This is a genomic window from Pseudomonas koreensis (assembly GCF_025447595.1).
GTDB lineage: Bacteria > Pseudomonadota > Gammaproteobacteria > Pseudomonadales > Pseudomonadaceae > Aquipseudomonas > Aquipseudomonas koreensis_H.
On record NZ_JAOEJU010000006.1, the window covers coordinates 1 to 21,180 of the forward strand.

21 protein-coding genes are annotated in these 21,180 nt (G+C 60.3%); 6 read left to right on the forward strand and 15 right to left on the reverse strand.

Going from position 1 to position 21,180, the window contains the following annotated elements:
• The 4 genes from bamD to N8H71_RS10060 all read left to right on the forward strand — a co-directional run.
• A partial coding sequence (bamD, locus tag N8H71_RS10045) for an outer membrane protein assembly factor BamD (protein WP_262193873.1) occupies positions 1-640 on the forward strand: 640 nt, incomplete at its 5' end.
• A 125-nt stretch (positions 641-765) separates the two neighbouring features.
• Positions 766-999: a PP0621 family protein gene (locus tag N8H71_RS10050; RefSeq protein ID WP_262193874.1), complete on the forward strand. Its 234-nt coding sequence runs from the start codon at positions 766-768 to the stop codon at positions 997-999.
• A complete protein-coding gene (locus N8H71_RS10055) occupies positions 989-2,578 on the forward strand; it encodes a two-component system sensor histidine kinase NtrB (RefSeq protein ID WP_262194036.1) in 1,590 nt (529 codons plus the stop codon). The genes N8H71_RS10050 and N8H71_RS10055 overlap by 11 nt, the downstream gene beginning before the upstream one ends.
• Positions 2,575-3,921, forward strand: a complete 1,347-nt coding sequence (locus tag N8H71_RS10060; protein WP_262193876.1) for a sigma-54-dependent transcriptional regulator — start codon at positions 2,575-2,577, stop codon at positions 3,919-3,921. The genes N8H71_RS10055 and N8H71_RS10060 overlap by 4 nt, the downstream gene beginning before the upstream one ends.
• A 59-nt stretch (positions 3,922-3,980) precedes the next feature.
• Here N8H71_RS10060 and thiO read toward each other — a convergent pair whose 3' ends face one another.
• From thiO to N8H71_RS10095, 7 genes are read right to left on the reverse strand one after another with little or no spacing between them, the layout of a single operon-like run.
• Complete coding sequence (gene thiO, locus N8H71_RS10065) at positions 3,981-5,081, reverse strand: glycine oxidase ThiO (RefSeq protein ID WP_262193877.1); 1,101 nt, start codon at positions 5,079-5,081, stop codon at positions 3,981-3,983.
• Positions 5,082-5,138: 57 nt separating this feature from the next.
• Positions 5,139-5,540: a type IV pilin protein gene (locus tag N8H71_RS10070; protein ID WP_262193878.1), complete on the reverse strand. Its 402-nt coding sequence runs from the start codon at positions 5,538-5,540 to the stop codon at positions 5,139-5,141.
• Positions 5,541-5,555: 15 nt separating this feature from the next.
• A complete protein-coding gene (locus N8H71_RS10075; protein ID WP_262193879.1) occupies positions 5,556-8,648 on the reverse strand; it encodes a pilus assembly protein in 3,093 nt (1,030 codons plus the stop codon).
• Positions 8,635-9,114, reverse strand: coding sequence for a pilus assembly PilX family protein (locus N8H71_RS10080; protein WP_262193880.1), 480 nt, complete (start codon positions 9,112-9,114; stop codon positions 8,635-8,637). Before N8H71_RS10080 ends, N8H71_RS10075 begins: the two co-directional genes overlap by 14 nt.
• Before the next feature lie 9 nt (positions 9,115-9,123).
• Positions 9,124-9,837, reverse strand: a complete 714-nt coding sequence (locus N8H71_RS10085) for a PilW family protein (RefSeq protein WP_262193881.1) — start codon at positions 9,835-9,837, stop codon at positions 9,124-9,126.
• Complete coding sequence (pilV, locus tag N8H71_RS10090; RefSeq protein ID WP_262193882.1) at positions 9,834-10,283, reverse strand: type IV pilus modification protein PilV; 450 nt, start codon at positions 10,281-10,283, stop codon at positions 9,834-9,836. The genes N8H71_RS10085 and pilV overlap by 4 nt, the downstream gene beginning before the upstream one ends.
• A complete protein-coding gene (locus N8H71_RS10095; RefSeq protein ID WP_262193883.1) occupies positions 10,280-10,753 on the reverse strand; it encodes a GspH/FimT family pseudopilin in 474 nt (157 codons plus the stop codon). The genes pilV and N8H71_RS10095 overlap by 4 nt, the downstream gene beginning before the upstream one ends.
• A 127-nt stretch (positions 10,754-10,880) precedes the next feature.
• On the opposite strand from N8H71_RS10095, the gene N8H71_RS10100 reads away from it, so the two are divergent.
• Positions 10,881-11,435 (forward strand): GspH/FimT family pseudopilin, encoded by a 555-nt coding sequence (locus tag N8H71_RS10100; RefSeq protein WP_262193884.1) that lies wholly within the window; start codon positions 10,881-10,883, stop codon positions 11,433-11,435.
• Here N8H71_RS10100 and ispH read toward each other — a convergent pair.
• From ispH to murJ, 6 genes are all read right to left on the reverse strand, one after another.
• Positions 11,407-12,351, reverse strand: a complete 945-nt coding sequence (gene ispH, locus N8H71_RS10105) for a 4-hydroxy-3-methylbut-2-enyl diphosphate reductase (protein ID WP_007963828.1) — start codon at positions 12,349-12,351, stop codon at positions 11,407-11,409. The two genes, N8H71_RS10100 and ispH, sit on opposite strands and share 29 nt — an antisense overlap.
• A gap of 162 nt (positions 12,352-12,513) precedes the next feature.
• On the reverse strand, positions 12,514-12,951 hold the full coding sequence (gene fkpB / locus N8H71_RS10110) for an FKBP-type peptidyl-prolyl cis-trans isomerase (protein ID WP_173861359.1): 438 nt from the start codon (positions 12,949-12,951) through the stop codon (positions 12,514-12,516).
• A 7-nt stretch (positions 12,952-12,958) separates the two neighbouring features.
• Positions 12,959-13,471: a signal peptidase II gene (gene lspA, locus N8H71_RS10115; RefSeq protein WP_074691487.1), complete on the reverse strand. Its 513-nt coding sequence runs from the start codon at positions 13,469-13,471 to the stop codon at positions 12,959-12,961.
• On the reverse strand, positions 13,464-16,295 hold the full coding sequence (gene ileS, locus N8H71_RS10120; protein ID WP_262193885.1) for an isoleucine--tRNA ligase: 2,832 nt from the start codon (positions 16,293-16,295) through the stop codon (positions 13,464-13,466). The genes lspA and ileS overlap by 8 nt, the downstream gene beginning before the upstream one ends.
• Positions 16,296-16,308: 13 nt before the next feature.
• Complete coding sequence (gene ribF / locus N8H71_RS10125; protein ID WP_262193886.1) at positions 16,309-17,247, reverse strand: bifunctional riboflavin kinase/FAD synthetase; 939 nt, start codon at positions 17,245-17,247, stop codon at positions 16,309-16,311.
• A gap of 129 nt (positions 17,248-17,376) precedes the next feature.
• Positions 17,377-18,915: a murein biosynthesis integral membrane protein MurJ gene (gene murJ, locus N8H71_RS10130; protein WP_262193887.1), complete on the reverse strand. Its 1,539-nt coding sequence runs from the start codon at positions 18,913-18,915 to the stop codon at positions 17,377-17,379.
• Between the two features lie 252 nt (positions 18,916-19,167).
• Here murJ and rpsT point away from each other — a divergent pair, with 252 nt between their 5' ends.
• Positions 19,168-19,440: a 30S ribosomal protein S20 gene (rpsT, locus tag N8H71_RS10135; protein ID WP_003228351.1), complete on the forward strand. Its 273-nt coding sequence runs from the start codon at positions 19,168-19,170 to the stop codon at positions 19,438-19,440.
• A 116-nt stretch (positions 19,441-19,556) separates the two neighbouring features.
• Here rpsT and N8H71_RS10140 read toward each other — a convergent pair whose 3' ends face one another.
• Both N8H71_RS10140 and proB read right to left on the reverse strand, forming a co-directional pair.
• Positions 19,557-20,021 carry a CreA family protein gene (locus N8H71_RS10140; RefSeq protein ID WP_007959533.1) on the reverse strand — a complete coding sequence of 155 codons (465 nt, stop codon included), beginning with the start codon at positions 20,019-20,021 and terminating at the stop codon, positions 19,557-19,559.
• A gap of 11 nt (positions 20,022-20,032) precedes the next feature.
• Positions 20,033-21,151, reverse strand: a complete 1,119-nt coding sequence (gene proB, locus N8H71_RS10145; RefSeq protein WP_085689726.1) for a glutamate 5-kinase — start codon at positions 21,149-21,151, stop codon at positions 20,033-20,035.
• Positions 21,152-21,180 lie beyond the last annotated feature (29 nt).

Here is a 21,180-nt window from a genome sequence, read left to right on the forward strand (position 1 = left end):
GCCGCTGGACATGACCAAGCGTGACCCGGGTGCCGCCCGCGACTCCTACAACGAGTTCGCCCAGCTGACCAGCCGCTACCCGAACAGCCGCTACGCGCCGGACGCCAAGCAGCGCATGATCTACCTGCGCAACCTGCTGGCCGCCTACGAAATCCACGTGGCCGACTACTACCTGACCCGTCAGGCCTATGTCGCCGCTGCCAACCGTGGTCGTTATGTAGTGGAAAACTTCCAGGAAACTCCATCGGTCGGTGACGGCCTGGCAGTGATGACCGAAGCCTACCAGCGTCTGCATCTGGACGAACTGGCGGCCACCAGCCTGGAAACCCTGAAGCTCAACTACCCGAACCACCCGAGCCTGCAGGACGGTCAGTTCGTGCCTCGCGTTGCCGAAGCCGACAACCGTTCGTTCCTGAGCAAGGCCACTCTGGGCCTGATCGAATCCCGTCCGCCGCTGCCGCCGGGAGAGACCCGCGCCAACCAGGACGTGCAGAAGCAGTTCCAGGACGCGAAAGACGCGATCCCGAACGAGCTCAAGCCAAAAGACGAAAACGGCGATGTGATCGAAGAGCCGGAACCGGAGTCGAGCGACAGCGACCGTTCCATCTTCAGCTACATGACCTTCGGTCTGTTCGACTGATCACTTCGGTGATGCCAAAAAGGGAGATCTTCGGATCTCCCTTTTTATTGCGGCGTGTGATTGGGCTGTGCGCTTGTCGGGTCCTTGGCTAAACTGCCGAATCATTAGCCGAAAAGCCGCCCATCATGCTTCGTTTACTGTTCTGGATTGCCTTGATCGCCGCTGCTGTCTGGTTGTGGCGCAAATTCAAGCCCCCCGCCTCGTCCACCCGATCGCCTCGCGAACAAGATGCCGCGCCGATGGTGCGCTGCGCCCATTGCGGCGTACACCTGCCCCGCGACCGGGCGCTGAACCTTCAACAACAGTGGTATTGCAGCCAGGCTCACCTTGAGCAAGGCCCCGGTTCCAGTGATCGCTGAGGCCGACAACGCCGACAGCAAACAGGCCCAGCGACTGCTGCGCCTCTATCATCTGTACCGTTTGAGTGTCGGCATCACGCTGGTGTTGCTGATATCCAGCAACATGGACAACCGCCTGCTGACCTCGGCCAACGACGAGTTGCTGCGCAATGGCAGCTGGTTGTACCTGGTGCTGAACATCCTGCTGGTGGTGTTCCTCGAGAATATCCGCCGCCCGGCCCAGTTGTTCGGCCTGGCACTGGTCGACGTTCTGCTGCTGTGCGGCGTGTTCTACGCGGCGGGCGGCGTGGCCAGTGCAATCGGCAACTTGCTGATCGTCTCGGTGGCCATCAGCAACACCTTGCTGCGACGACGTATCGGCTTGCTGATAGCGGCCATTGGCGCACTCGGAATTGTCGGCCTGAGTTTTCTGCTGAGCTTCAGTCACCCGTTGAGCGCCAACGATTATCTGCAGGCCGGCACACTGGGGGCCTTGTGCTTCGCCGCCTCGCTGATGGTGCAAGGGTTGATGCGGCGTCTCGAAGTCAGTGAGAACCTGGCCGAGTTGCGCGCCAGCGAAGTCGTGGGTCTTGAAGCACTCAACGCGCTGATTCTGCAGCGCATGCGCACCGGCATCCTGGTTCTTGACGAACAGCGCAGGGTGCAGCTGGCCAATCAAAGTGCCAAAGCCTTGCTGGGAATAACGCACCTGGAAGGCCAGTTAATCGATGATCACTCAAGCGCGTTGGTCGAACGCCTGCAACTGTGGCTGAACAACCCGACCCTGCGCCCGCAAAGCCTGAAAATCGCCGGCAATGGTCTCGAGCTGCAACCAAGCTTCATTGCCCTGGAACAGAGTTCAAACCAACAGACGCTGGTGTTTCTCGAGGACCTCGCGCAGGTCGCCCAGCATGCCCAACAATTGAAGCTCGCTGCACTGGGGCGTCTGACGGCCGGTATTGCCCATGAAATCCGCAATCCGCTGGGCGCCATCAGTCATGCTGCTCAGCTGTTGCAGGAATCCGAGGAACTCGACAGCGCGGATCGGCGTCTGACGCAGATCATTCAAGACCACTCTCAGCGCATGAACCGAGTCATCGAAAACGTCCTGCAACTGTCCCGCCGCCAGCAGAGCACACCGCAACGGCTGGATCTCAAGCCGTGGCTGGAGCAGTTCGTCGGCGAGGCCCGCGAACAGGCCGGCGAGCGCCAGCACATTCACCTGCACATCGGCCCGGGGGATTTCCGCACCCTGATGGATCCCGGCCAGCTCACGCAGATTCTCGACAATCTGTTACGCAATGGCTGGCGCCACAGCGCCCTGCTGCACGATCCGGCCGAAGTCTGGCTGACGCTGTTTATCGACCCCGACAGCACGCTGGCCGTGCTCGAAGTGCAGGACAACGGCCCCGGCGTGCCGCTGGATCAGCAGGCTCACCTGTTCGAACCGTTCTTCACCACCAGCAACCAGGGCACCGGCCTTGGGCTTTATCTGTCTCGTGAGCTGTGCGAAAGCAATCAAGCGCGCCTAGACTTCAAATCACGCCAAGGCGGCGGCTGCTTTCGCATCACCTTTGCTCACGGACGGAAACAAAGTTGAACACGAGCCCACGGCAAAAAATCCTCATCGTCGACGACGAACCGGATATCCGCGAACTCCTGGAAATCACCCTGGGACGGATGAAACTCGACACCTTCAGCGCACGTAATCTCAATGAAGCCCAAGCGCTGCTGCATCGTGAGGCCTTCGATCTGTGTCTGACCGACATGCGCCTGCCAGACGGCACCGGACTGGATCTGGTGCAGCATATTCAGCAGCGCTATCCACAACTGCCGGTGGCGATGATCACCGCCTACGGCAGCCTGGAGACGGCGATCAACGCCCTGAAGGCCGGGGCTTTTGACTTCCTGACCAAACCGGTGGATCTGACGCGCCTGCGCGAGTTGGTCGGCTCTGCGTTGCGCATGCCGGCGGCGGGCAAGGTCTGCACCTCGATCGATCGACGCTTATTCGGTGAGTCGCCACCGATGCGCAACCTGCGTAAACAGATCGACAAACTGGCCCGCAGTCAGGCGCCTGTCTACATCAGTGGCGAATCCGGTAGCGGCAAGGAGTTGGTAGCGCGGCTGATTCATGAACAGGGTCCGCGCGCCAGTCAGCCGTTCGTGCCGGTGAACTGCGGAGCGATTCCTTCAGAGTTGATGGAAAGCGAATTTTTCGGCCACCGCAAAGGTAGCTTCAGTGGCGCGGTGGAGGATAAACCGGGGCTGTTTCAGGCGGCTCATGGCGGCACGCTGTTTCTTGATGAAGTGGCTGATCTGCCGTTGCCGATGCAGGTCAAGCTGCTGCGGGCGATCCAGGAAAAAGCCGTGCGCAGTGTCGGTGGCCAACAGGAAACTGTGGTCGATGTGCGCATCCTCTGCGCGACGCACAAGGATCTCGATGCGGAAGTGGCTGCCGAGCGTTTTCGTCAGGATCTGTATTACCGGCTGAACGTGATCGAACTGCGCGTCCCCTCACTGCGCGAGCGCCGCGATGACATCGAAGTACTGGCCGACCACATGCTCAAGCGCCTGGCCAATGACACCGGGCAGCCGGCGGCACGCCTTCATCCTCATGCCCTCGAGGCGCTGAAAAACTACCGGTTTCCGGGCAACGTGCGGGAGCTGGAGAACGTGCTCGAGCGGGCGCACACCCTGTGTGAAAACCGCACGATCGAGGCCGAGGATTTACGTCTGAGTGAAGGAAACGGCACCGCCGAGGGAGGCATTGCCGATCTCACGCAGATCGACAATCTCGAAGACTATCTGGAAAGCGTCGAGCGCAAACTGATTCTGCAGGCGCTGGAAGAGACTCGCTGGAATCGCACGGCGGCGGCGCAGCGGTTGAGCCTGTCGTTTCGGTCGATGCGCTACAGGCTCAAGAAACTGGGCCTGGATTAAGGACCCTTTCGCGGGCTTGCCCGCGAAAGCGATTGGTCAGTCGCCTGGAGAAAAACTGACTAGATACGTCCGGCCGGTGCATACGGCGCCGGATCAATGATCGGCGCGCGCCCCAGCATCACGTCGGCAAACAACTGACAGGACGCCGGCGCCAGCACCAGCCCGTTGCGATAATGCCCGCAGTTCAGCCACAGACCATCAAAACCCGGAACCTGGCCAATGTAAGGAATGCCTTCCGGTGAACCCGGTCGCAGCCCTGCCCAATGTCCTACCACTTCGGCATCGGCCAGCGCCGGCAACAACTCGACTGCCGATGCCTTGAGGCTTTCCAGGGCGTTGTCCGTCGGGGTCTTGTCGAAGCCTTCGTGCTCCAGCGTACTGCCGATCAGAATGTGCCCGTCGCGGCGCGGAATCGCGTAGCGCCCCTTGGCCAGCACCATGCTCGGCAGGAAGTCCGCCGCGCACTTGTAGAGAATCATCTGACCCTTGACCGGTTCCACCGGCAGCGACAGGTTCAAGGTCTTGAGCAATTCGCCGCTCCACGCGCCCGCCGTCAGCACGACCTGATCGCCAGCGATCACACCGGTGGAAGTCTGCACCCCCACCACCCGTTCACCTTCACGAACAAACCCGCTGACTTCACACTGCTCGTGAATCGTCACGTTCGGCAGCGCCTGCAACGCCGCTTTCAAAGATTTCACCAGCCGAGGATTGCGCACGTTGGCCACATCGGCCATGTAGATCGCCCGGGAAAAACCGCCACCGAGCACCAGCACCGCATCATGCGCCGCCGAGATATCCACCGCCCGCAACGGGCGGTTTTCCCGCGCGGCCCACGCCAGCGCTTCGGCTTCGTCATCCAGATCCAGCCAGTACAGGCCAGTAGTGTGCACTTCGGGATCGACCCCGGTATCGGCAAAAAGACGCTCGCCCAGCTGTGGATAGAAATCCTGCGACCAGTGCGCCAGTGCAGTGACAGCCGGGCTGTAGCGCCAAGGATAAAGCGGAGACACGATACCGCCGCCGGCCCAGGACGATTCCTGGCCGACGTTCGAACGATCCAGCAGCACCACGCTGCCGACCTCGGAGGCGAGGTTGTACGCAGTGAGCAGGCCAATCACCCCGCCACCGACAATCACCACTTGCTGTTGCCTGGTCATGTTTGATCCAACCGTAAAAAAGACAGTGGGCGCAAATGGCGCCCGAAATAAAGAGGCTCAGCGCCCCCAGCAATCCTTGGTGGTCAGCCCGGTGGTCGCGTTGTTCATACTTCTGACACCGGTGTTGGTGAGGGTGAAATCCCCACACTTGTCAGCGGCCATTGCCGTGCCGGTCTTGCGGGTCGCGGTCAGCAGGAAGGTCTGATCGGTGATCGTCGGCGTGATGGTGTAGAAATCGTTGCCGGTGCTCAACCCGGTGACCCCGGTGTAGACGTTGTTCTTCGAATAGAAGCGTTCGAGGATCTGTGCCTGTTCCGACAAAGTGCTGACCACGTCGGCACGACGGCCCTTCTTCACGTATTCGGTGAGGCTCGGATAGCCGATGGTGATGACGATACCGATGATTGCAATCACGATCATGATTTCGATCAGGGTGAAGCCTCGGTTGGATCTGCGCATGCCTCGAACTCTCGCTTACTGAATTTGCCGCCACATGATACGACGGCTGCCGCCGCCGGATTTTTCCACCAGGGTGGTGATACCGCCACTGGAATCGTTCACGACCTTGCGTGATGCACCGTTGACAATGGCGTTCAGGGTCGGGATACCGCCAGTGAACACCACGCCGCTGGAAATCGTGTCGTTGCTGTCGACCACGCCGTCGGCGTTGGTGTCGAGCACCGCGTAGTTGAGCATCTTACCGCTGAACGCATCGAGTTCGATCAGTTTGCCGGTACCGAAACTGGAACACGGGTCGGTGGTATCGACACTGGCCGTGGTAAACACGATACGTCCCAGCACCAGACTGGCCTGATTGATCACCCGCTCACCGGTCAATGCGTTGTTGTACACCAGCGGTAGATACCAGCCCTTCTCTGCCGGATAGACCGTGTCGTTCTGGCTTGTGGTGACGAACTGCCCCGTGCTGCCGGAGAACACCCCGGTGATTGCCTGCGCCTGCAAACTGCTGACCGTGAGCTGGCCCGAGCCGCCATCGGCATCCCACACCGAATAGAACGCCTGCAGATCCTTGTTGGTCTTGTCCGCTGTTTCGTTGAACTTGCCGGTGCCGACGAATATCTGTTTGCCGCCCAGCGAATTGTCCGCCAGCAGCGGTTGTGCGGTGATCGGCTGAGTCGCGCCGCCGGCCGTGGTGAACAACGGCTTGCCGGAAAACGCTACGCCCCAGCTGTCGGAAGACGTGGCGCTCAGGTCGAACTTCCACAACCGCCCCTTCAAGTCACCGCCATACGCAGCCTGCACCACATTCTGCGAATTGACCCGCAGCTTCACCGAGGACAGGCCGTTGGTGGTTTCCGTACTGTCGATGACGATTTTCTTGATCAGCGAGCCATCGCGCACATCCAGCACATACAGCGCCGCCACCCCGGAGTTGCTGCCGTAACCGTTGGCAATGAATGCTGCCCAACGACCATCGGCCAAGCGTGCCACTTCCGGACGGGCATAGGCGTAACCCAGATCATTAAAAGCGCTGGAGGTGCTGGCGGTAGCCGGCGCGCTGACTTCCCACAAGGCACGGATGACGTTGCCCGCCGAGGCGTCGAACAGCTGGAGCCCGTAGTAAGTCTTGCCGCCGGCGCCCGTACCGCCGATGGCCAGGGTTTTCCACGCCGTGCCGAATTGGGCGTCGAATACACCGAGCTGACCATCCACCAGAAACTTGTGGCTGACGCCGTTGACGTAGTTCGGATCGGCAATCAGGCGCAGCGAGGGCAATACGCTGGAGGGCATGTAGGCATAGCGCCGGGTACCGTTGGCCGAGTTGATGACGCTGACAAAACCGTCGTTGGCGTTCACCACCAGGCTGGCATTCATGTTCGAAGCCTTGGTGGTCAGGTAGGTACTGTAAGTCGTGTCACCCGCCAGATCGGAAGCAGTTTTTTCCGTGGGCGAAGCCAGCACCAGTGGTGAGTTGATGATGTCCCCGAGCAACACACTGCGCACTTTGAGCCCGATCTTGTTGATGCCCTTGCTCCACTCCACCAGGTCGATGCCGCTGATGCCGGTGGGCAGTCCCTGGCTGAGAACGATCTGCTGGGCCGGGGCGAAGTTGCCGTAGGCAAGCGTCACCGCCGCGTTGTTCAGGGTGTTCCACGACTGGTAGGTCGGCGCGGTGGCGCTGGACACGATGGCCGTATCGGTGGTCCACAGCACCGCCGACGTATTGACCGCACCGGCCGAGGTGAAACCAAATGACTTGATCGTGCCGCGCCAGTCCTTGGGGTCATAACTGGTCTGGAAATAACTGGTGCCGCTCGCCAGCGTCGTGCCGCTGGCGACACCGCTGCCGCCGGAGCCGGCCTTGGAGGTGATATCGCTCAACGCCGAGGACAGCGCGGCATTCAGGCCGGCGCTGTCGGTCGCCTGGTAATAGCGGCCCTGTCCGTAATCCGCTGCGTCCGAGAGCATGTCATTGGAGGCAGTGAACCCTACGGTGTAGGTGTTCATGTTCTGCTTGGGAAAATCCACCGCATTCCAGCTCTTGCCCGCTGCGTCGGTGCCGGTCGAACGCATATCGATGTCGAAGGCGAACTTGGCGATGTCATCCAGATAGAGAGTATCGCCCTCGCCGTCACCGTTCAGATTGTTGCCGTCATTGTTGACACCGTCCCAGTTCGGTAAACGGCTCCCACCCAGCGGATCATTGGTCGGGAAAGTGCGGTCGTAGGTCGGCAGACCGTCAGTAATCACCACGCCATAGTTTTTCTGGCAGCGGTACTGGATAGGACTGGTGTAGGTCGCGGGCGTGCTGTTGTAGTAAGGCGCCATGCCGCGCATATAGCGGGTGATTTCGTAATAAGTCTCCGCCAGAGGCGTATTGGCCACCGCGCTCAGGCCGTTGATCGAGGAAATCAGTGCGCTGTAGTTGGTGTCGGCCTGGGCCTGGGTCACGCTGCCGCTGACCGGTGACAAGTCGCTGATGGAGCGCGCGATGAAACCACCGTTGCCGGGGTTGTTGCTGGTGGCCGGGTTGAAAGTGGCCAGGCCCATGCGCAGGTTGCGGTTACTGGTGACCAGTGCGGTGGAAACGTTGCGCGCCACGTTGATCCGGTAATCGTTGGGAATGGCCCCAGTGGTGAAGTCGCGCGTGCCATTGCTGATCGCCAGCCCGACCACGTAGGCAATGTAGTCCCCCGAATAGCGGGTGTTGCCGCTGCCCACCGGATCCGGCAATTTCAGGCAAAGGGGTGCAAGGCTGTTGTTGTAAAAAGCAAACGCACCGCCGGAGCAACCGGACGTCGGCAGGCTCGACACAAATATCGAGTCACCGGTAATCGCGGTCGAACTCAGGCACAGTCCGAGCACCGCATTGCACTGCCGGGCCGGCGTGCGATCCACGGTCGGATCGAACCCGCTCGCATAGATGATGCTGTTCATGCTGCCCGAGTCGTCGATCATCAACATGACATTCGGTGGCACGGCGGCCGCACTCAACAGCGGCGAATCGGAGGGTGTGAAGGCATACGCCGGTGCGGCCAGATAAAACCCGGTCAGCATGCCGAGCAGCAGCGACAGCCATTTGAAGCGTCGCTCAGTACTTCGCATAGACACTCTCCACCACACTGCGCGAAGTGCCGGCGATGCCGACGGCCGTGACCCGGTACAGCGTCGCCGAGGTGTTGCTGGGCACATTCACTGCGGTCAGGGTGGTGCCAATGTTTTGCACGCCATAAAACCCGCTGCCGGCGGCGATCCAGTTGACGCCCGACGTGGAGTTGAGCCCTGCCGCACTGACCACCGAAGACTCCGCCGGCGGTGCACATTGCGTGGTGCTGGCACACACCGCCAGCGCGTAGCCGTCCAGTTGCACCGCACTTTCGCCGATGCGCAGCGCTGCCTCGGCAGTCTGGAATGATTGATTGCGCAGGCTCACGCTGCCGGCCATTTTTTCCTGCAGGTTGGCACTTTGCATCGACGACAGACCAATCACCGTCAGGAGCAACAGAAACACCAGTGTCACCAGTAACACCATGCCTCGCTGAGTCCGATGTCTGGTTAAAGAAAGGCTCATTCCCGACCCTCACTGCAAGCGGTTGCGCAAAGCGGCAACCACGTTGAAGGTTTGATTGCGGACCCGATTGTTCGGGTCGGTGAGGGTCAGGCTCAAGCGAACGCTGCGGATCCGCGCCGGATCACCGGGATTGGCACTGTAGGTGGAGGCCGCGACATCTGTCGCGGAACTCGCCAGACCGAACATCACAGTGAACGCACTGACATTGTTCACCAGCACTTGCTGGGCGGGATTACCGCTGCCGGTGCCCATCAGAATCTGGTTGTTACTGAAGCTGTAGATCAAACGGCGGATCGGGAACGCGATCTGTCCCGTCGCCGCAGCCCGCACGCCGGTATAAGCGGTGGCGCTGTTGCGGCAATCGGAGACCACGGTCCAGGTCGGCGTCCCGCCCGCGCTGCCGACATCGGCGGTGACCAGGGTCAGTTTCAGGTTGGCGTTGTCCCAACTGATCGGCGTGATCTGGGCCGCGTTGAAATCCCCCGCCGAGCTGGAATCGGTAATCGTGCCCAGGCAGCCGAACATGCCCACCATGCGCAGTTCCTGAATCATCTTGCTCAGCACGAACCGCGCATCTTCCTGCATGGCGGCTGCGCTGTTCTGGCTGACGTAGGTGTTTTTCGCCGTCAGGAAAGTCTGCACCACGCCGAGCACCACGATCAGCCCCAACGCCAGGGCAATCAGCATTTCGATCAGGCCAAAACCTCGCTCGAAACGCTTCATGGCGTGGCCACCGGGTCGACTGCGGCCCGACTGGTCAGGACAAAACTGCGGGGTGCGCTCGCGGTGTTGGCCGCACGAGCGTCACTCCAGGTAATGGTGATGGTGTAGACCCGTTGATTTAGGGTGATGCTGCCGGTGGCAGTCGGGCCGCCGAAATTGACGATGTTGGTGGTGAAGTCGTAGAGATCCTGATCCCGGGCAACACTCAGATTGCCCGTGGTCGGCGGTGTAACGGTGTAGTCGGCACCCGAGTTGGCGCGGATCCGGTCCATCATGTCGTAGGCGATGAAGCTCGCCTGGCTGGTCATTCGCGAACTGTCGGTGTACTTCAGCGCATTGAGCTGAACCGCCGCCGCGCCCAGCAACCCCACTGTCAGAATCAGCAACGCGACCAGCACTTCGATCAGCGTCATGCCCTCCTGTGCGTGCTTGCTCCCTGCCCTCATCCGCAATTTCCACCCAATTGAATTCGTCCGTTCAGACACACGTTCAGCGTCCTGCTTTGCGTTCCCAGCACATAACTGATGACCACCGCCGTGGACGGGGCCGCCAGCCCGCCCAGGTTGTTGAAATCCAGCGCGGTCACTCCAGAGGGTAGCGTCAGAGTCGCGCCACTGCTCATCGCTGGAACAACCCGCAATACATTGGCCGGAGTGCCAGTACTGTCGTAGACCGACAATTCGCCACTCCAGACACTGCCGCCGGCACTCGGCCGCAAACGAGTGGTGATGCCCCGGTTGATCGCCTCGAGCCTTGCGTAATTGAGGGCACGTTGCAGGTCGCCGACTTCGGTGTCGGCCTTGCTGCCCTGCACCGAACGGGTGAACGCCGGCACCGCCATCGTGATCAGGATCACAAACACCGCGATCGCCACCAACAGCTCGATCAGCGTGAAACCTTTTGTACGATGATCCATCGATGCCCTCCGTTGCCGTCGGCTATACCTGTACAAACCTAGAACATTCGACCGGCATGCGTCGGTTGATTTACCGCGAACGGCGCACGGATTGCGTCGCTGTGCACAATCCAGGGAGGACGCGTACATGCCGCAACAGGGTTTCAGTCTGGTCGAACTGCTTATGGGACTGGCGATCGGCGCAATTGTTCTGTCGCTGGTCAGTCCGGCGCTGGCAGACTTCACCGAATCCAGTCGGCGGCAGCAGGCCGCGCAGTCTTTGCTCGACGGGATTCGCAATACCAGGACCATGGCCATCACGCGCAACCAGAGCGTGGTGATTCATGGCATCAACGGTGATTGGGGCCAAGGCTGGCGGATCATTCTGGATATCAGCGGCAAGGGACCGGGAGATGCCGATAATCCATTGCTGATCGAGCAGGCGAGTGACGGACGAGTACCGATTGTCGGCAACTGGCTGGTGAGCCGGTACATACGCTTCAGCAGTCTGGGCCAACCATTGGTGCCGGACCGGAAGTTTCAGGCAGGGACGTTACATCTATGCTCGGCTCGCGAGCCGGTCAGCCGGCTCCAGGTGGTGCTGGCAGCGACCGGTCGCGTACGCCTGGCCAGTCAAAAGACTGAACAGGCGTTGTGCCGAAAGGATAAAGCGATCAGATCGAACGAACGCGCAGCTCTTTAGGCATCGAGAACGTGATGTTCTCCTCACGCCCGGCCAGTTCGTCGGCGCCGGTGGCACCCCAGGCCTGCAACTGCTGGATTACGCCACGCACCAGGACTTCCGGAGCGGAGGCGCCGGCGGTGATGCCGATACGCTCGACACCGTCAAACCAGCTCTTTTGCAGATCTTCGGCGCCATCGATCAGGTAGGCTGGCGTAGCCATGCGTTCGGCCAGCTCACGCAGGCGGTTGGAGTTGGAGCTGTTCGGGCTACCCACTACCAATACCACGTCGCACTCATCGGCCAGTTGCTTGACCGCGTCCTGACGGTTCTGGGTCGCGTAGCAGATATCGTCCTTGCGCGGTCCGCCAATGGCCGGGAAACGCGTACGCAGCGCATCGATGACCCGGCTGGTGTCATCCATGGACAGGGTGGTCTGGGTGACGAAGGCCAGTTTTTCCGGGTTTCGCACCTGCAACTCGGCGACATCCTTTTCGTCTTCGACGAGGTAGATCGCACCACCATTGCTGGCGTCGTACTGGCCCATGGTGCCTTCGACTTCCGGGTGACCGGCGTGGCCGATCAGGATGCACTCGCGACCGTCACGGCTGTATTTCGCGACTTCGATGTGCACCTTGGTCACCAGCGGGCACGTGGCATCGAACACTTTCAGGCCACGACCGGCAGCTTCGCTGCGCACGGCTTGCGAAACGCCGTGGGCACTGAAGATCACGATGACGTCGTCCGGCACCTGATCCAGTTCTTCGACGAAGATCGCGCCACGACTGCGCAGGTCTTCGACCACGAATTTGTTGTGCACAACTTCATGACGCACATAGATCGGCGGCCCGAAGACCTCCAGGGCGCGGTTGACGATTTCGATCGCCCGGTCCACGCCGGCGCAGAAGCCACGGGGGTTGGCGAGTTTGATTTGCATGCGGTGCCTCGTGTCTTGCGCGCAAGAAATAGCGAAAACGGTGGAAAACATTGTGGGAGCGAGCTTGCTCGCGAAAGCGGTGTGTCAGACAACATCAATGTTGAATGTCAGTCAGCATTCGCGAGCAAGCTCGCTCCCACATTTTTGACCGCGTGCGGTCAGTTACAGCGCTTTGACGGAGAAGATTTCCACGTCAAAGGTCAGCGTCTTGCCTGCCAGCGGGTGGTTGAAGTCGACGGTCACTTGCGCGTCGTCGAACTCTTTCACCACACCCGGCAGCTCAGTATTGGCCGCATCGTTGAAGATCACCAGCAGACCCGGCGACAGTTCCATGTCCGCAAACTGCGAACGCGGGATGACCTGCACGTTTTGCGGGTTCGGCTGGCCGAAGGCGTTTTCCGGTTCGACGGTCAAGGTACGCTTGTCGCCGGCCTTGAAGCCGAACAGCGCCGCCTCGAAGCCCGGCAGCAGATTGCCGTCGCCGACCTTGAAGGTCGCAGGGGCTTTGTCGAAAGTGCTGTCGACCGTGTCGCCGTTCTCCAGGCGCAATGCAAAGTGCAAGGTGACTTCCGTGTTCTGGCCGATGCGTTGCTCAGCCAATACCTGTTCAGTCATGAACGGTTTCTCCGGATTTCTTAGTTTTGAACATGTCCAGTGCCAGCATCACCGCGCCAACGGTGATGGCGCTGTCGGCGAAGTTGAACGCCGGGAAGTACCAGCGGTTCTGCCAGTGCACCAGAATGAAGTCGATCACATGGCCCAGGGCAATGCGGTCATACAGATTGCCCAGCGCGCCGCCCAGCACCAGCGCCAGCGCGATGGCCAGCCAGGTTTCGTTGCGACCCAGGCGCTTGAGCCAGACCACCAGCACCGCACTGACCGCAATCGCGATCAGCGCGAACAGCCAGCGCTGCCAGCCGGAGCTGTCCGCGAGGAAGCTGAAGGCAGCACCGGTGTTGTAGGCCAGGGTCCAGCTGAAGTAATCAGGGATGATCACGATCTGCTGGAACATTTCGAGCTTGCCTTCGAAGTAGAACTTGCTGGCCTGGTCAATGACCAGAACCAGCAAGCTCAACCAGAGCCAGCTCAGCCGTCCGAAACGGCCAACGGCATTAGGCATAGTGACGAACCTCGCCAGCGCCATCGATGTTGTCCACGCAACGACCGCAGATTTCCGGATGCTCCGGGTTCACGCCTACGTCTTCGCGGCAGTGCCAGCAACGGGCACATTTCGGGAAGGCGGACTTGACGATCTTCAGCTTCAGGCCGCTGACTTCGGTGGCCACAGCATCAGCCGGTGCCTGCACGAACGGCGCAACAGTGGCAGTCGAGGTGATCAGTACAAAGCGCAGCTCGTTGCTCAGCTTGGCCAGGTCGGCGGTCAGCGCGTCTTCGGCGAACAGCGTCACTTCGGCTTGCAGGTTGCCACCGACAGCCTTGGCCGCGCGCTGGATTTCCATCTCTTTGTTGACCGCCACCTTCACTTCCATGATGCGATCCCAGTACTCGCGACCCAGCTCGAAGCCTTCCGGCAACTCGGTCAGGCCTTCGTACCAGGTGTTGAGCATCACCGATTCGTTGCGCTCGCCCGGCAGGTATTGCCACAGCTCGTCGGCGGTGAACGCCAGGATCGGCGCGATCCAGCGCACCAGCGCTTCGGAGATGTGGAACAGCGCGGTCTGGCACGAACGACGGGCCTTGCTGTCGGCGCCGGTGGTGTACTGGCGGTCCTTGATGATGTCCAGATAGAAACCACCCAGCTCCTGCACGCAGAAGTTGTGAATCTTCGAGTAGACGTTCCAGAAACGGTATTCGCCGTAGTTTTCCTGCAATTCGCGTTGCAGCAGCAGGGCACGGTCCACGGCCCAACGATCCAGCGCCAGCATGTCTTCGGCCGGCAGGATGTCGGTGGCCGGGTTGAAACCGGTCAAGTTCGACAGCAGGAAACGTGCGGTATTGCGGATACGACGGTAGGCATCGGCGCTGCGGGCCAGGATCTGGTCCGACACTGCGATTTCGCCCGAATAATCGGTCGAGGCCACCCACAGGCGCATGATGTCGGCACCCAGGGTGTCGTTGATCTTTTTCGGCTCAATCACGTTTTTCAGCGACTTGGACATCTTGCGGCCCGTCTCGTCGACGGTGAAACCGTGAGTCAGCAGCTCGCGGTACGGCGCGTGATTGTCGATGGCGCAGCCGGTCAGCAAGGAAGAGTGGAACCAGCCACGGTGCTGGTCGGAACCTTCCAGGTACAGGTCGGCGCGCGGGCCGGTCTCGTGGCCCATCGGGTGCGAACCGCGCAGGACGTGCCAGTGCGTGGTGCCCGAGTCGAACCAGACGTCGAGGGTGTCGCTGATCTTGTCGTACTGCGGCGCTTCATCGCCCAGCAGTTCGGCAGCGTCGAGTTTGAACCAGGCTTCGATGCCTTCGACTTCGACGCGCTTGGCGACTTCTTCCATCAGCTCGACGGTGCGTGGGTGCAGCTCGCCGCTTTCCTTGTTCAGGAAGAACGGGATCGGCACGCCCCAGTTGCGCTGACGGGAGATGCACCAGTCCGGACGGTTGGCGATCATCGAGTGCAGGCGCGCCTGGCCCCAGGCCGGGACGAACTTGGTGTCTTCGATGGCTTTGAGCGAACGTTCACGCAGGGTGTCGCCGCTGACCGGCTCTTTGTCCATGCCGATGAACCACTGCGCGGTGGCGCGGTAGATCAGCGGAGACTTGTGACGCCAGCAGTGCATGTAGCTGTGTTCGATCTCGGTGGTGTGCAGCAGCGCACCGACTTCGGTGAGTTTTTCGACGATGGCCGGGTTGGCCTTCCAGATGAACTGGCCGCCGAAGAACTCCAGCGACGGCACGTAGACGCCGTTGCTCTGTACCGGGTTGAGGATGTCGTCGTTGACCATGCCGTATTTCTTGCAGGTCACGAAGTCGTCCACACCGTAGGCCGGGGCGGAGTGAACCACGCCGGTGCCAGCGCCCAGTTCCACGTAGTCGGCCAGGTACACCGGAGACAGACGGTCGTAGAACGGGTGACGGAAATTGATCAGCTCCAGCGCCGAACCCGGTGCGGTGGCCAACACGGTGCCTTCGACGCCGTAACGGGTCAGGCAGGATTCGACCAGCTCTTCAGCCAGCACCAGCAGCTGGTCGCCGATGTCGACCAGCGCGTAGGTGAACTCCGGGTGAACGTTCAGCGCCTGGTTGGCCGGGATGGTCCACGGGGTGGTGGTCCAGATCACGATCGAGGCAGGTTTGCCCAGCGATGGCAGACCGAACGCGGCGGCCAGTTTGGCCTCGTCAGCAATCGGGAAGGCCACGTCGATGGTCGAGGACTTTTTGTTCTCATACTCGACTTCCGCTTCGGCCAAGGCCGAACCGCAGTCGAAGCACCAGTTCACAGGCTTCAGACCCTTGAACACGAAACCGCCCTTGACGATTTCGGCGAGGGCACGGATTTCACCGGCCTCGTTCTTGAAGTCCATGGTCTTGTACGGGTTGGCGAAATCGCCCAGCACGCCGAGACGGATGAATTCGGATTTCTGCCCTTCGATCTGCTCGGTGGCGTAGGCACGGCACAGTTCACGGGTCTTGTCCGCGCCCAGGTTCTTGCCGTGGGTCACTTCAACCTTGTGTTCGATCGGCAGGCCGTGACAGTCCCAGCCTGGAACGTACGGCGCGTCGAAGCCCGACAGGGTCTTCGAGCGGATGATCATGTCCTTGAGAATCTTGTTCAGTGCGTGACCGATGTGGATCGTACCGTTGGCGTACGGAGGGCCGTCGTGCAGGACGAACTTCGGACGATCCTTGCCAATCTCGCGCAACTTTCCGTACAGGCCAATACTGTCCCAGCGCTGCAGGATCTGCGGTTCGCGCTGTGGCAGGCCGGCCTTCATTGGGAAGGCGGTGTCCGGAAGGTTTAGCGTGGCTTTATAGTCGGTCATTTAAGGCTCTTCATTAGCGATGGGCGCTAGGTGCGGCTAGTGCACGGGCGGTGGCGACATCCGCATTGATCGCCGTTTTCAGTGCCTCCAGGGAGGCGAAACGCTGCTCTTCACGCAGCTTCTGGTGGAAAACCACCGTCAAACGCCGGTCATACAGATCGCCGGCAAAATCTAAAAGATGGACTTCAAGGTGGGCCTTGCCATCACCTTGCACCGTGGGCCGTACGCCGATATTGGCGACGCCGGGCCAGGTCTTGCCGTCGATGGTGACATCAACCAGATAAACCCCGGTGAACGGCACGCGACGGCGTTTCAGTTGAATATTCGCCGTGGGTGTCCCCAACTGGCGGGCCAGCTTCTGGCCATGCAGCACACGACCGGCAATCCGGTACGGGCGACCCAGCAGACGTTCAGCCAACGCAAAATCGGCGGCGGCCAACGCGTTGCGCACCTGGGTGCTGCTGACGCGAATGCCGTCCAGCTCGACGGTTTGCGCGGCCTCCACGGTAAAACCGTGGACCTGGCCGGCCTGCAACAGGAAATCGAAATCGCCGAGACGGTCGCAACCGAAGCGGAAATCGTCACCGACCTCCAGATGCTGAACGCCGAGGCCATCAACCAGGATGGTATCGACGAACTCGCTGGCGCTGAGTTTGCTCAAGCGCTGGTTGAACGCCAGGCACAGGACCCGGTCGACGCCTTCGGCGGCCAGCAGTTGCAGTTTGTCGCGCAACCGGGCCAAACGCGCCGGCGCGGTCTCCGGGGCAAAGAATTCCCGTGGCTGCGGCTCGAAAATCACCACGCAGCTGGGTACGCCCAACTCGAGCGCACGCTCACGCAGTCGGGCCAGAATGGCCTGGTGACCACGGTGAACACCGTCAAAGTTGCCAATAGTGGCGACGCAGCCCCGATGCTGGGGGCGCAGATTGTGGAGGCCTCGAACCAGCTGCATAACGCGCTTCTTGCTCATAAAGTGGCCGATTATAACCACACCCGACGGCCGACGACAGGCAACACCGTAACCCAAAGTGATCGAGCCGACAAAACTGCCGGCTCGCGCCCGTCTTTCAAGGGTGAAACCTCAGCTCAACGCCTTGCGATTGAAGTCACGCAGGCGGAAACCGAGCAACAGCAACATGCCGAAATAAGCGACCACGCCAGCAACCACTAGCACGCCCAGGCGCAGGAAACGCTCAAGCATGTGGCCCTGATCCCACGCGGGCATGAAATGCATGCCGATCAGCAGCACTCCCGACATCACCGCCACCGCGACCAATAGCTTGAAACCGAACTTCAGCCAGCCTGGCTGCGGCTGATACATCTGTTGTTTGCGCAGTTGATAGAACAGCAGCCCGGCGTTCAGGCAGGCACCGGCACTGATCGCCAACGCCAGACCGGCGTGCGCCAGCGGGCCGATCAATACCAGGTTGAACAGCTGAGTAACCACCAGGGTGAAGATTGCGATTTTTACCGGTGTACGGATGTTCTGTTGCGCATAGAAGCCTGGCGCCAACACTTTGATCACGATAATCCCGAGCAGACCGACAGAATAAGCAATTAACGCCCGCTGGGTCATGGCCGCGTCAAAACCGCTGAACTGGCCGTATTGGAACAGCGAAACGGTCAACGGCTCGGCCAGAATCCCCAGCGCCAGCGCACACGGCAGCACCAGCACGAAGCACAGGCGCAGACCCCAGTCGAGAATCCGCGAATATTCGTGGCGATCCTTGCTGGCGTAGGTCTTGGCCAGTGTCGGCAGCAGGATCGTGCCCAACGCCACACCCAGCACGCCGGACGGCAATTCCATCAGGCGATCGGCGTAGTACATCCACGACACCGAACCCGCTACCAGAAACGAGGCGAAGATGGTGTTGATGATCAGGGAAATCTGACTGACCGAGACACCAATGATCGCCGGCAACATCTGCTTCATCACCCGCCAGACACCGGTATCACGCAGATTCAGGCGCGGCAGCACCAGCATGCCGATCTTTTTCAGGTGCGGCAGTTGATAGAGCAACTGCGCCAGGCCGCCGACCAGCACCGCCCAGCCGAGGGCCATGACCGGCGGATCGAAGTACGGCGTCAGGAACAGCGAAAACACGATCATGCTGACGTTGAGCAGAGTCGGCACGAACGCCGGCACCGAGAAACGGTTCCAGGTATTGAGGATCGCACCCGCCAGCGAAGACAGGGAGATCAGCAATATATAAGGGAAAGTCACTCGCAGCAGGTCGGAGGTCAGCTGGAATTTTTCCGGTGTATCGGTGAAACCCGGTGCCGTGGCCCAGATCACCCAGGGCGCGGCAATCATGCCCAGCGCGGTGACCAGCGCCAGAACCAGCGTCAGCAGCCCTGTCACATAAGCAATAAAGGTACGGGTCGCCTCCTCGCCCTTCTGACTTTTATATTCGGCAAGAATCGGCACGAATGCCTGTGAAAACGCGCCCTCGGCAAAGATTCGCCGCAGCAGATTGGGCAGTTTGAAGGCGATAAAGAAGGCGTCGGTCGCCATTCCGGCGCCGAAAGTGCGGGCGATGAGCGTGTCGCGAACAAACCCGAGAATCCGGGAAAGCATCGTGATAGAGCTGACGGCGGCCAACGATTTGAGCAGATTCATTGAAGGAATTTGTGCCTGTCGATAAACAGCAGGCGAACAATGCGCCTACTTGTGCGATACTCCGCGCCGCAACAGCACAGAGCCAAAGCTCGCGAGTTTACAGGTCAAGCGCCGGAAATAAATATCCCGCCTCTTTATACCTACCACTTAGCGGAACGTCTCAAGCGCCCTTGACAAGACATCTCTTCATCGGCATGATTCGCGGCCTATTTTGTTTGCTATTTCCTAAAAAGTCTTTCGAGGAGCTCGACGGTGGCCAACTCACCTTCCGCCAAAAAACGTGCAAAACAGGCTGAGAAGCGTCGCAGCCACAACGCCAGCCTGCGTTCCATGGTTCGTACCTACATCAAGAATGTAGTTAAAGCCATCGACGCAAAAGACGCTGAAAAAGCTCAAGCTGCATACGTTCTGGCTGTGCCAGTTATCGACCGTATGGCCGATAAAGGCATCATCCACAAGAACAAGGCTGCTCGTCATAAGAGCCGTCTGAATGGCCACGTCAAGGCACTGAAAGAAGCTGCCTAAGCGACGTAGTCATTAAAAAACCGACCTCAGGGTCGGTTTTTTATTGCCTGCGATTTGCTGAAAACAAACGCAAAAAAAGAGGAGCCAACCGGCTCCTCTTTTTATTTACGTCCAGATTAATGAGCCGACGCCCACGGCAGAATCGGGATCGCGGTCACCGCATTCTGCGGACTACCCTCGATCAGGCGATCACTGTAGACCAGATACACCAGTGTATTGCGCTTCTTGTCGAGGAAACGCACAACCTGCATGGTCTTGAACACCAGCGAAGTGCGCTCCTTGAACACCTCTTCGCCATCCTTCAACTCACCCTTGAAGTTGATCGGCCCAACCTGGCGGCAGGCAATGGACGCCTCGGCACGATCCTCGGCCAAACCCAACCCACCCTTCACACCACCCGTCTTGGCGCGCGACAGATAGCAGGTCACACCTTCGACCTTCGGATCATCGAATGCCTCGACCACGATCCGGTCGTTCGGCCCGACAAATTTGAACACCGTCGACACCTGACCGATTTCCTCGGCCGAGGCCAGCAATGGCAACGCCATCAACAACCCCAACAATCCTTTTGCCATGCGCATTGCGCTTTTCCTCAGACCAGAATCAGATTGTCACGGTGAACCAGCTCCGGCTCAGCCATGTAACCCAGCAAACCGACAATCGCATCCGACGACTGACCGATGATTTTTTGTGCTTCCAGCGCGCTGTAGTTCGCCAGGCCGCGGGCGATCTCACGACCGTCCGGCGCCACGCAAACCACCATTTCGCCACGACGGAAACTGCCCTGAACCAGCTTGACACCAACCGGTAGCAAACTTTTGTTGCCCTGGGACAACGCTGAAACTGCGCCATCATCCAGCACCAATGTGCCACGGGTTTGTAGATGCCCGGCCAGCCACTGCTTTCGCGCCGCGAGCATGCCGCGCTCAGGCGATAGCAGCGTACCGATGCGCTCGCCCGCTTTCAGACGATCCAGCACTCGCTCCAGACGCCCACCAACAATGATGGTGTGCGCCCCGGAACGGGCTGCCAGACGCGCCGCACGCAATTTGGTCTGCATGCCGCCTCGACCCAGCGCACCACCAGTGCCGCCGGCCACCGCATCCAGGCTCGGATCATCGGCCCGCGCTTCGTAAATAAGCTGTGCATCAGGATTGTTGCGCGGATCTGCGTCGAACATACCGTCGCGATCAGTCAGGATCACCAGCAGATCGGCCTCGACCAGATTCGCCACCAGCGCTGCGAGCGTGTCGTTGTCGCCGAAGCGGATTTCGTCGGTGACCACGGTGTCGTTCTCGTTGATCACCGGGATGACCTTCAGCTCGACCAGCGCACGCAAGGTGCTGCGGGCATTCAGGTAGCGCTTGCGGTCGGACAGGTCGTCATGGGTCAGGAGAATCTGCGCGGTGTGTCGGCCATGTTCGGCAAAGCTCGATTCCCAGGCCTGCACCAAGCCCATCTGACCGATTGCTGCAGCGGCCTGGAGCTCGTGCATCGCACTGGGTCGTGCGGTCCAGCCCAGGCGACTCATGCCCGCCGCCACTGCCCCGGAGGACACCAACACCAGCTCGACGCCAGCCTCATGCAAAGCCACCATCTGCTCGACCCAGACACCCATTGCCGCGCGATCCAGCCCTTTGCCATCCGCTGTCAGCAAAGCGCTGCCGATCTTCACGACCCAACGCTGCGCACCTGTCACTTTGCTCCGCATCATCTTCAACCTTAGCTTGAGGGCAGCGC

Bases quoted from the DNA above. Each gene is read 5' to 3' on its own strand.
- N8H71_RS10080 (WP_262193880.1), bottom strand. From the start codon at position 9,114: ATGAGCCTTTCTTTAACCAGACATCGGACTCAGCGAGGCATGGTGTTA.
- N8H71_RS10075 (WP_262193879.1), bottom strand. From the start codon at position 8,648: ATGCGAAGTACTGAGCGACGCTTCAAATGGCTGTCGCTGCTGCTCGGC.
- ispH (WP_007963828.1), bottom strand. From the start codon at position 12,351: ATGCAAATCAAACTCGCCAACCCCCGTGGCTTCTGCGCCGGCGTGGAC.
- lspA (WP_074691487.1), bottom strand. From the start codon at position 13,471: ATGCCTAATGCCGTTGGCCGTTTCGGACGGCTGAGCTGGCTCTGGTTG.
- N8H71_RS10070 (WP_262193878.1), bottom strand. From the start codon at position 5,540: ATGCGCAGATCCAACCGAGGCTTCACCCTGATCGAAATCATGATCGTG.
- N8H71_RS10140 (WP_007959533.1), bottom strand. From the start codon at position 20,021: ATGCGCATGGCAAAAGGATTGTTGGGGTTGTTGATGGCGTTGCCATTG.
- murJ (WP_262193887.1), bottom strand. From the start codon at position 18,915: ATGAATCTGCTCAAATCGTTGGCCGCCGTCAGCTCTATCACGATGCTT.
- N8H71_RS10095 (WP_262193883.1), bottom strand. From the start codon at position 10,753: ATGGATCATCGTACAAAAGGTTTCACGCTGATCGAGCTGTTGGTGGCG.
- N8H71_RS10050 (WP_262193874.1), top strand. From the start codon at position 766: ATGCTTCGTTTACTGTTCTGGATTGCCTTGATCGCCGCTGCTGTCTGG.
- ileS (WP_262193885.1), bottom strand. From the start codon at position 16,295: ATGACCGACTATAAAGCCACGCTAAACCTTCCGGACACCGCCTTCCCA.
- ribF (WP_262193886.1), bottom strand. From the start codon at position 17,247: ATGCAGCTGGTTCGAGGCCTCCACAATCTGCGCCCCCAGCATCGGGGC.
- thiO (WP_262193877.1), bottom strand. From the start codon at position 5,081: ATGACCAGGCAACAGCAAGTGGTGATTGTCGGTGGCGGGGTGATTGGC.
- pilV (WP_262193882.1), bottom strand. From the start codon at position 10,283: ATGAGGGCAGGGAGCAAGCACGCACAGGAGGGCATGACGCTGATCGAA.
- N8H71_RS10100 (WP_262193884.1), top strand. From the start codon at position 10,881: ATGCCGCAACAGGGTTTCAGTCTGGTCGAACTGCTTATGGGACTGGCG.
- proB (WP_085689726.1), bottom strand. From the start codon at position 21,151: ATGCGGAGCAAAGTGACAGGTGCGCAGCGTTGGGTCGTGAAGATCGGC.
- N8H71_RS10085 (WP_262193881.1), bottom strand. From the start codon at position 9,837: ATGAAGCGTTTCGAGCGAGGTTTTGGCCTGATCGAAATGCTGATTGCC.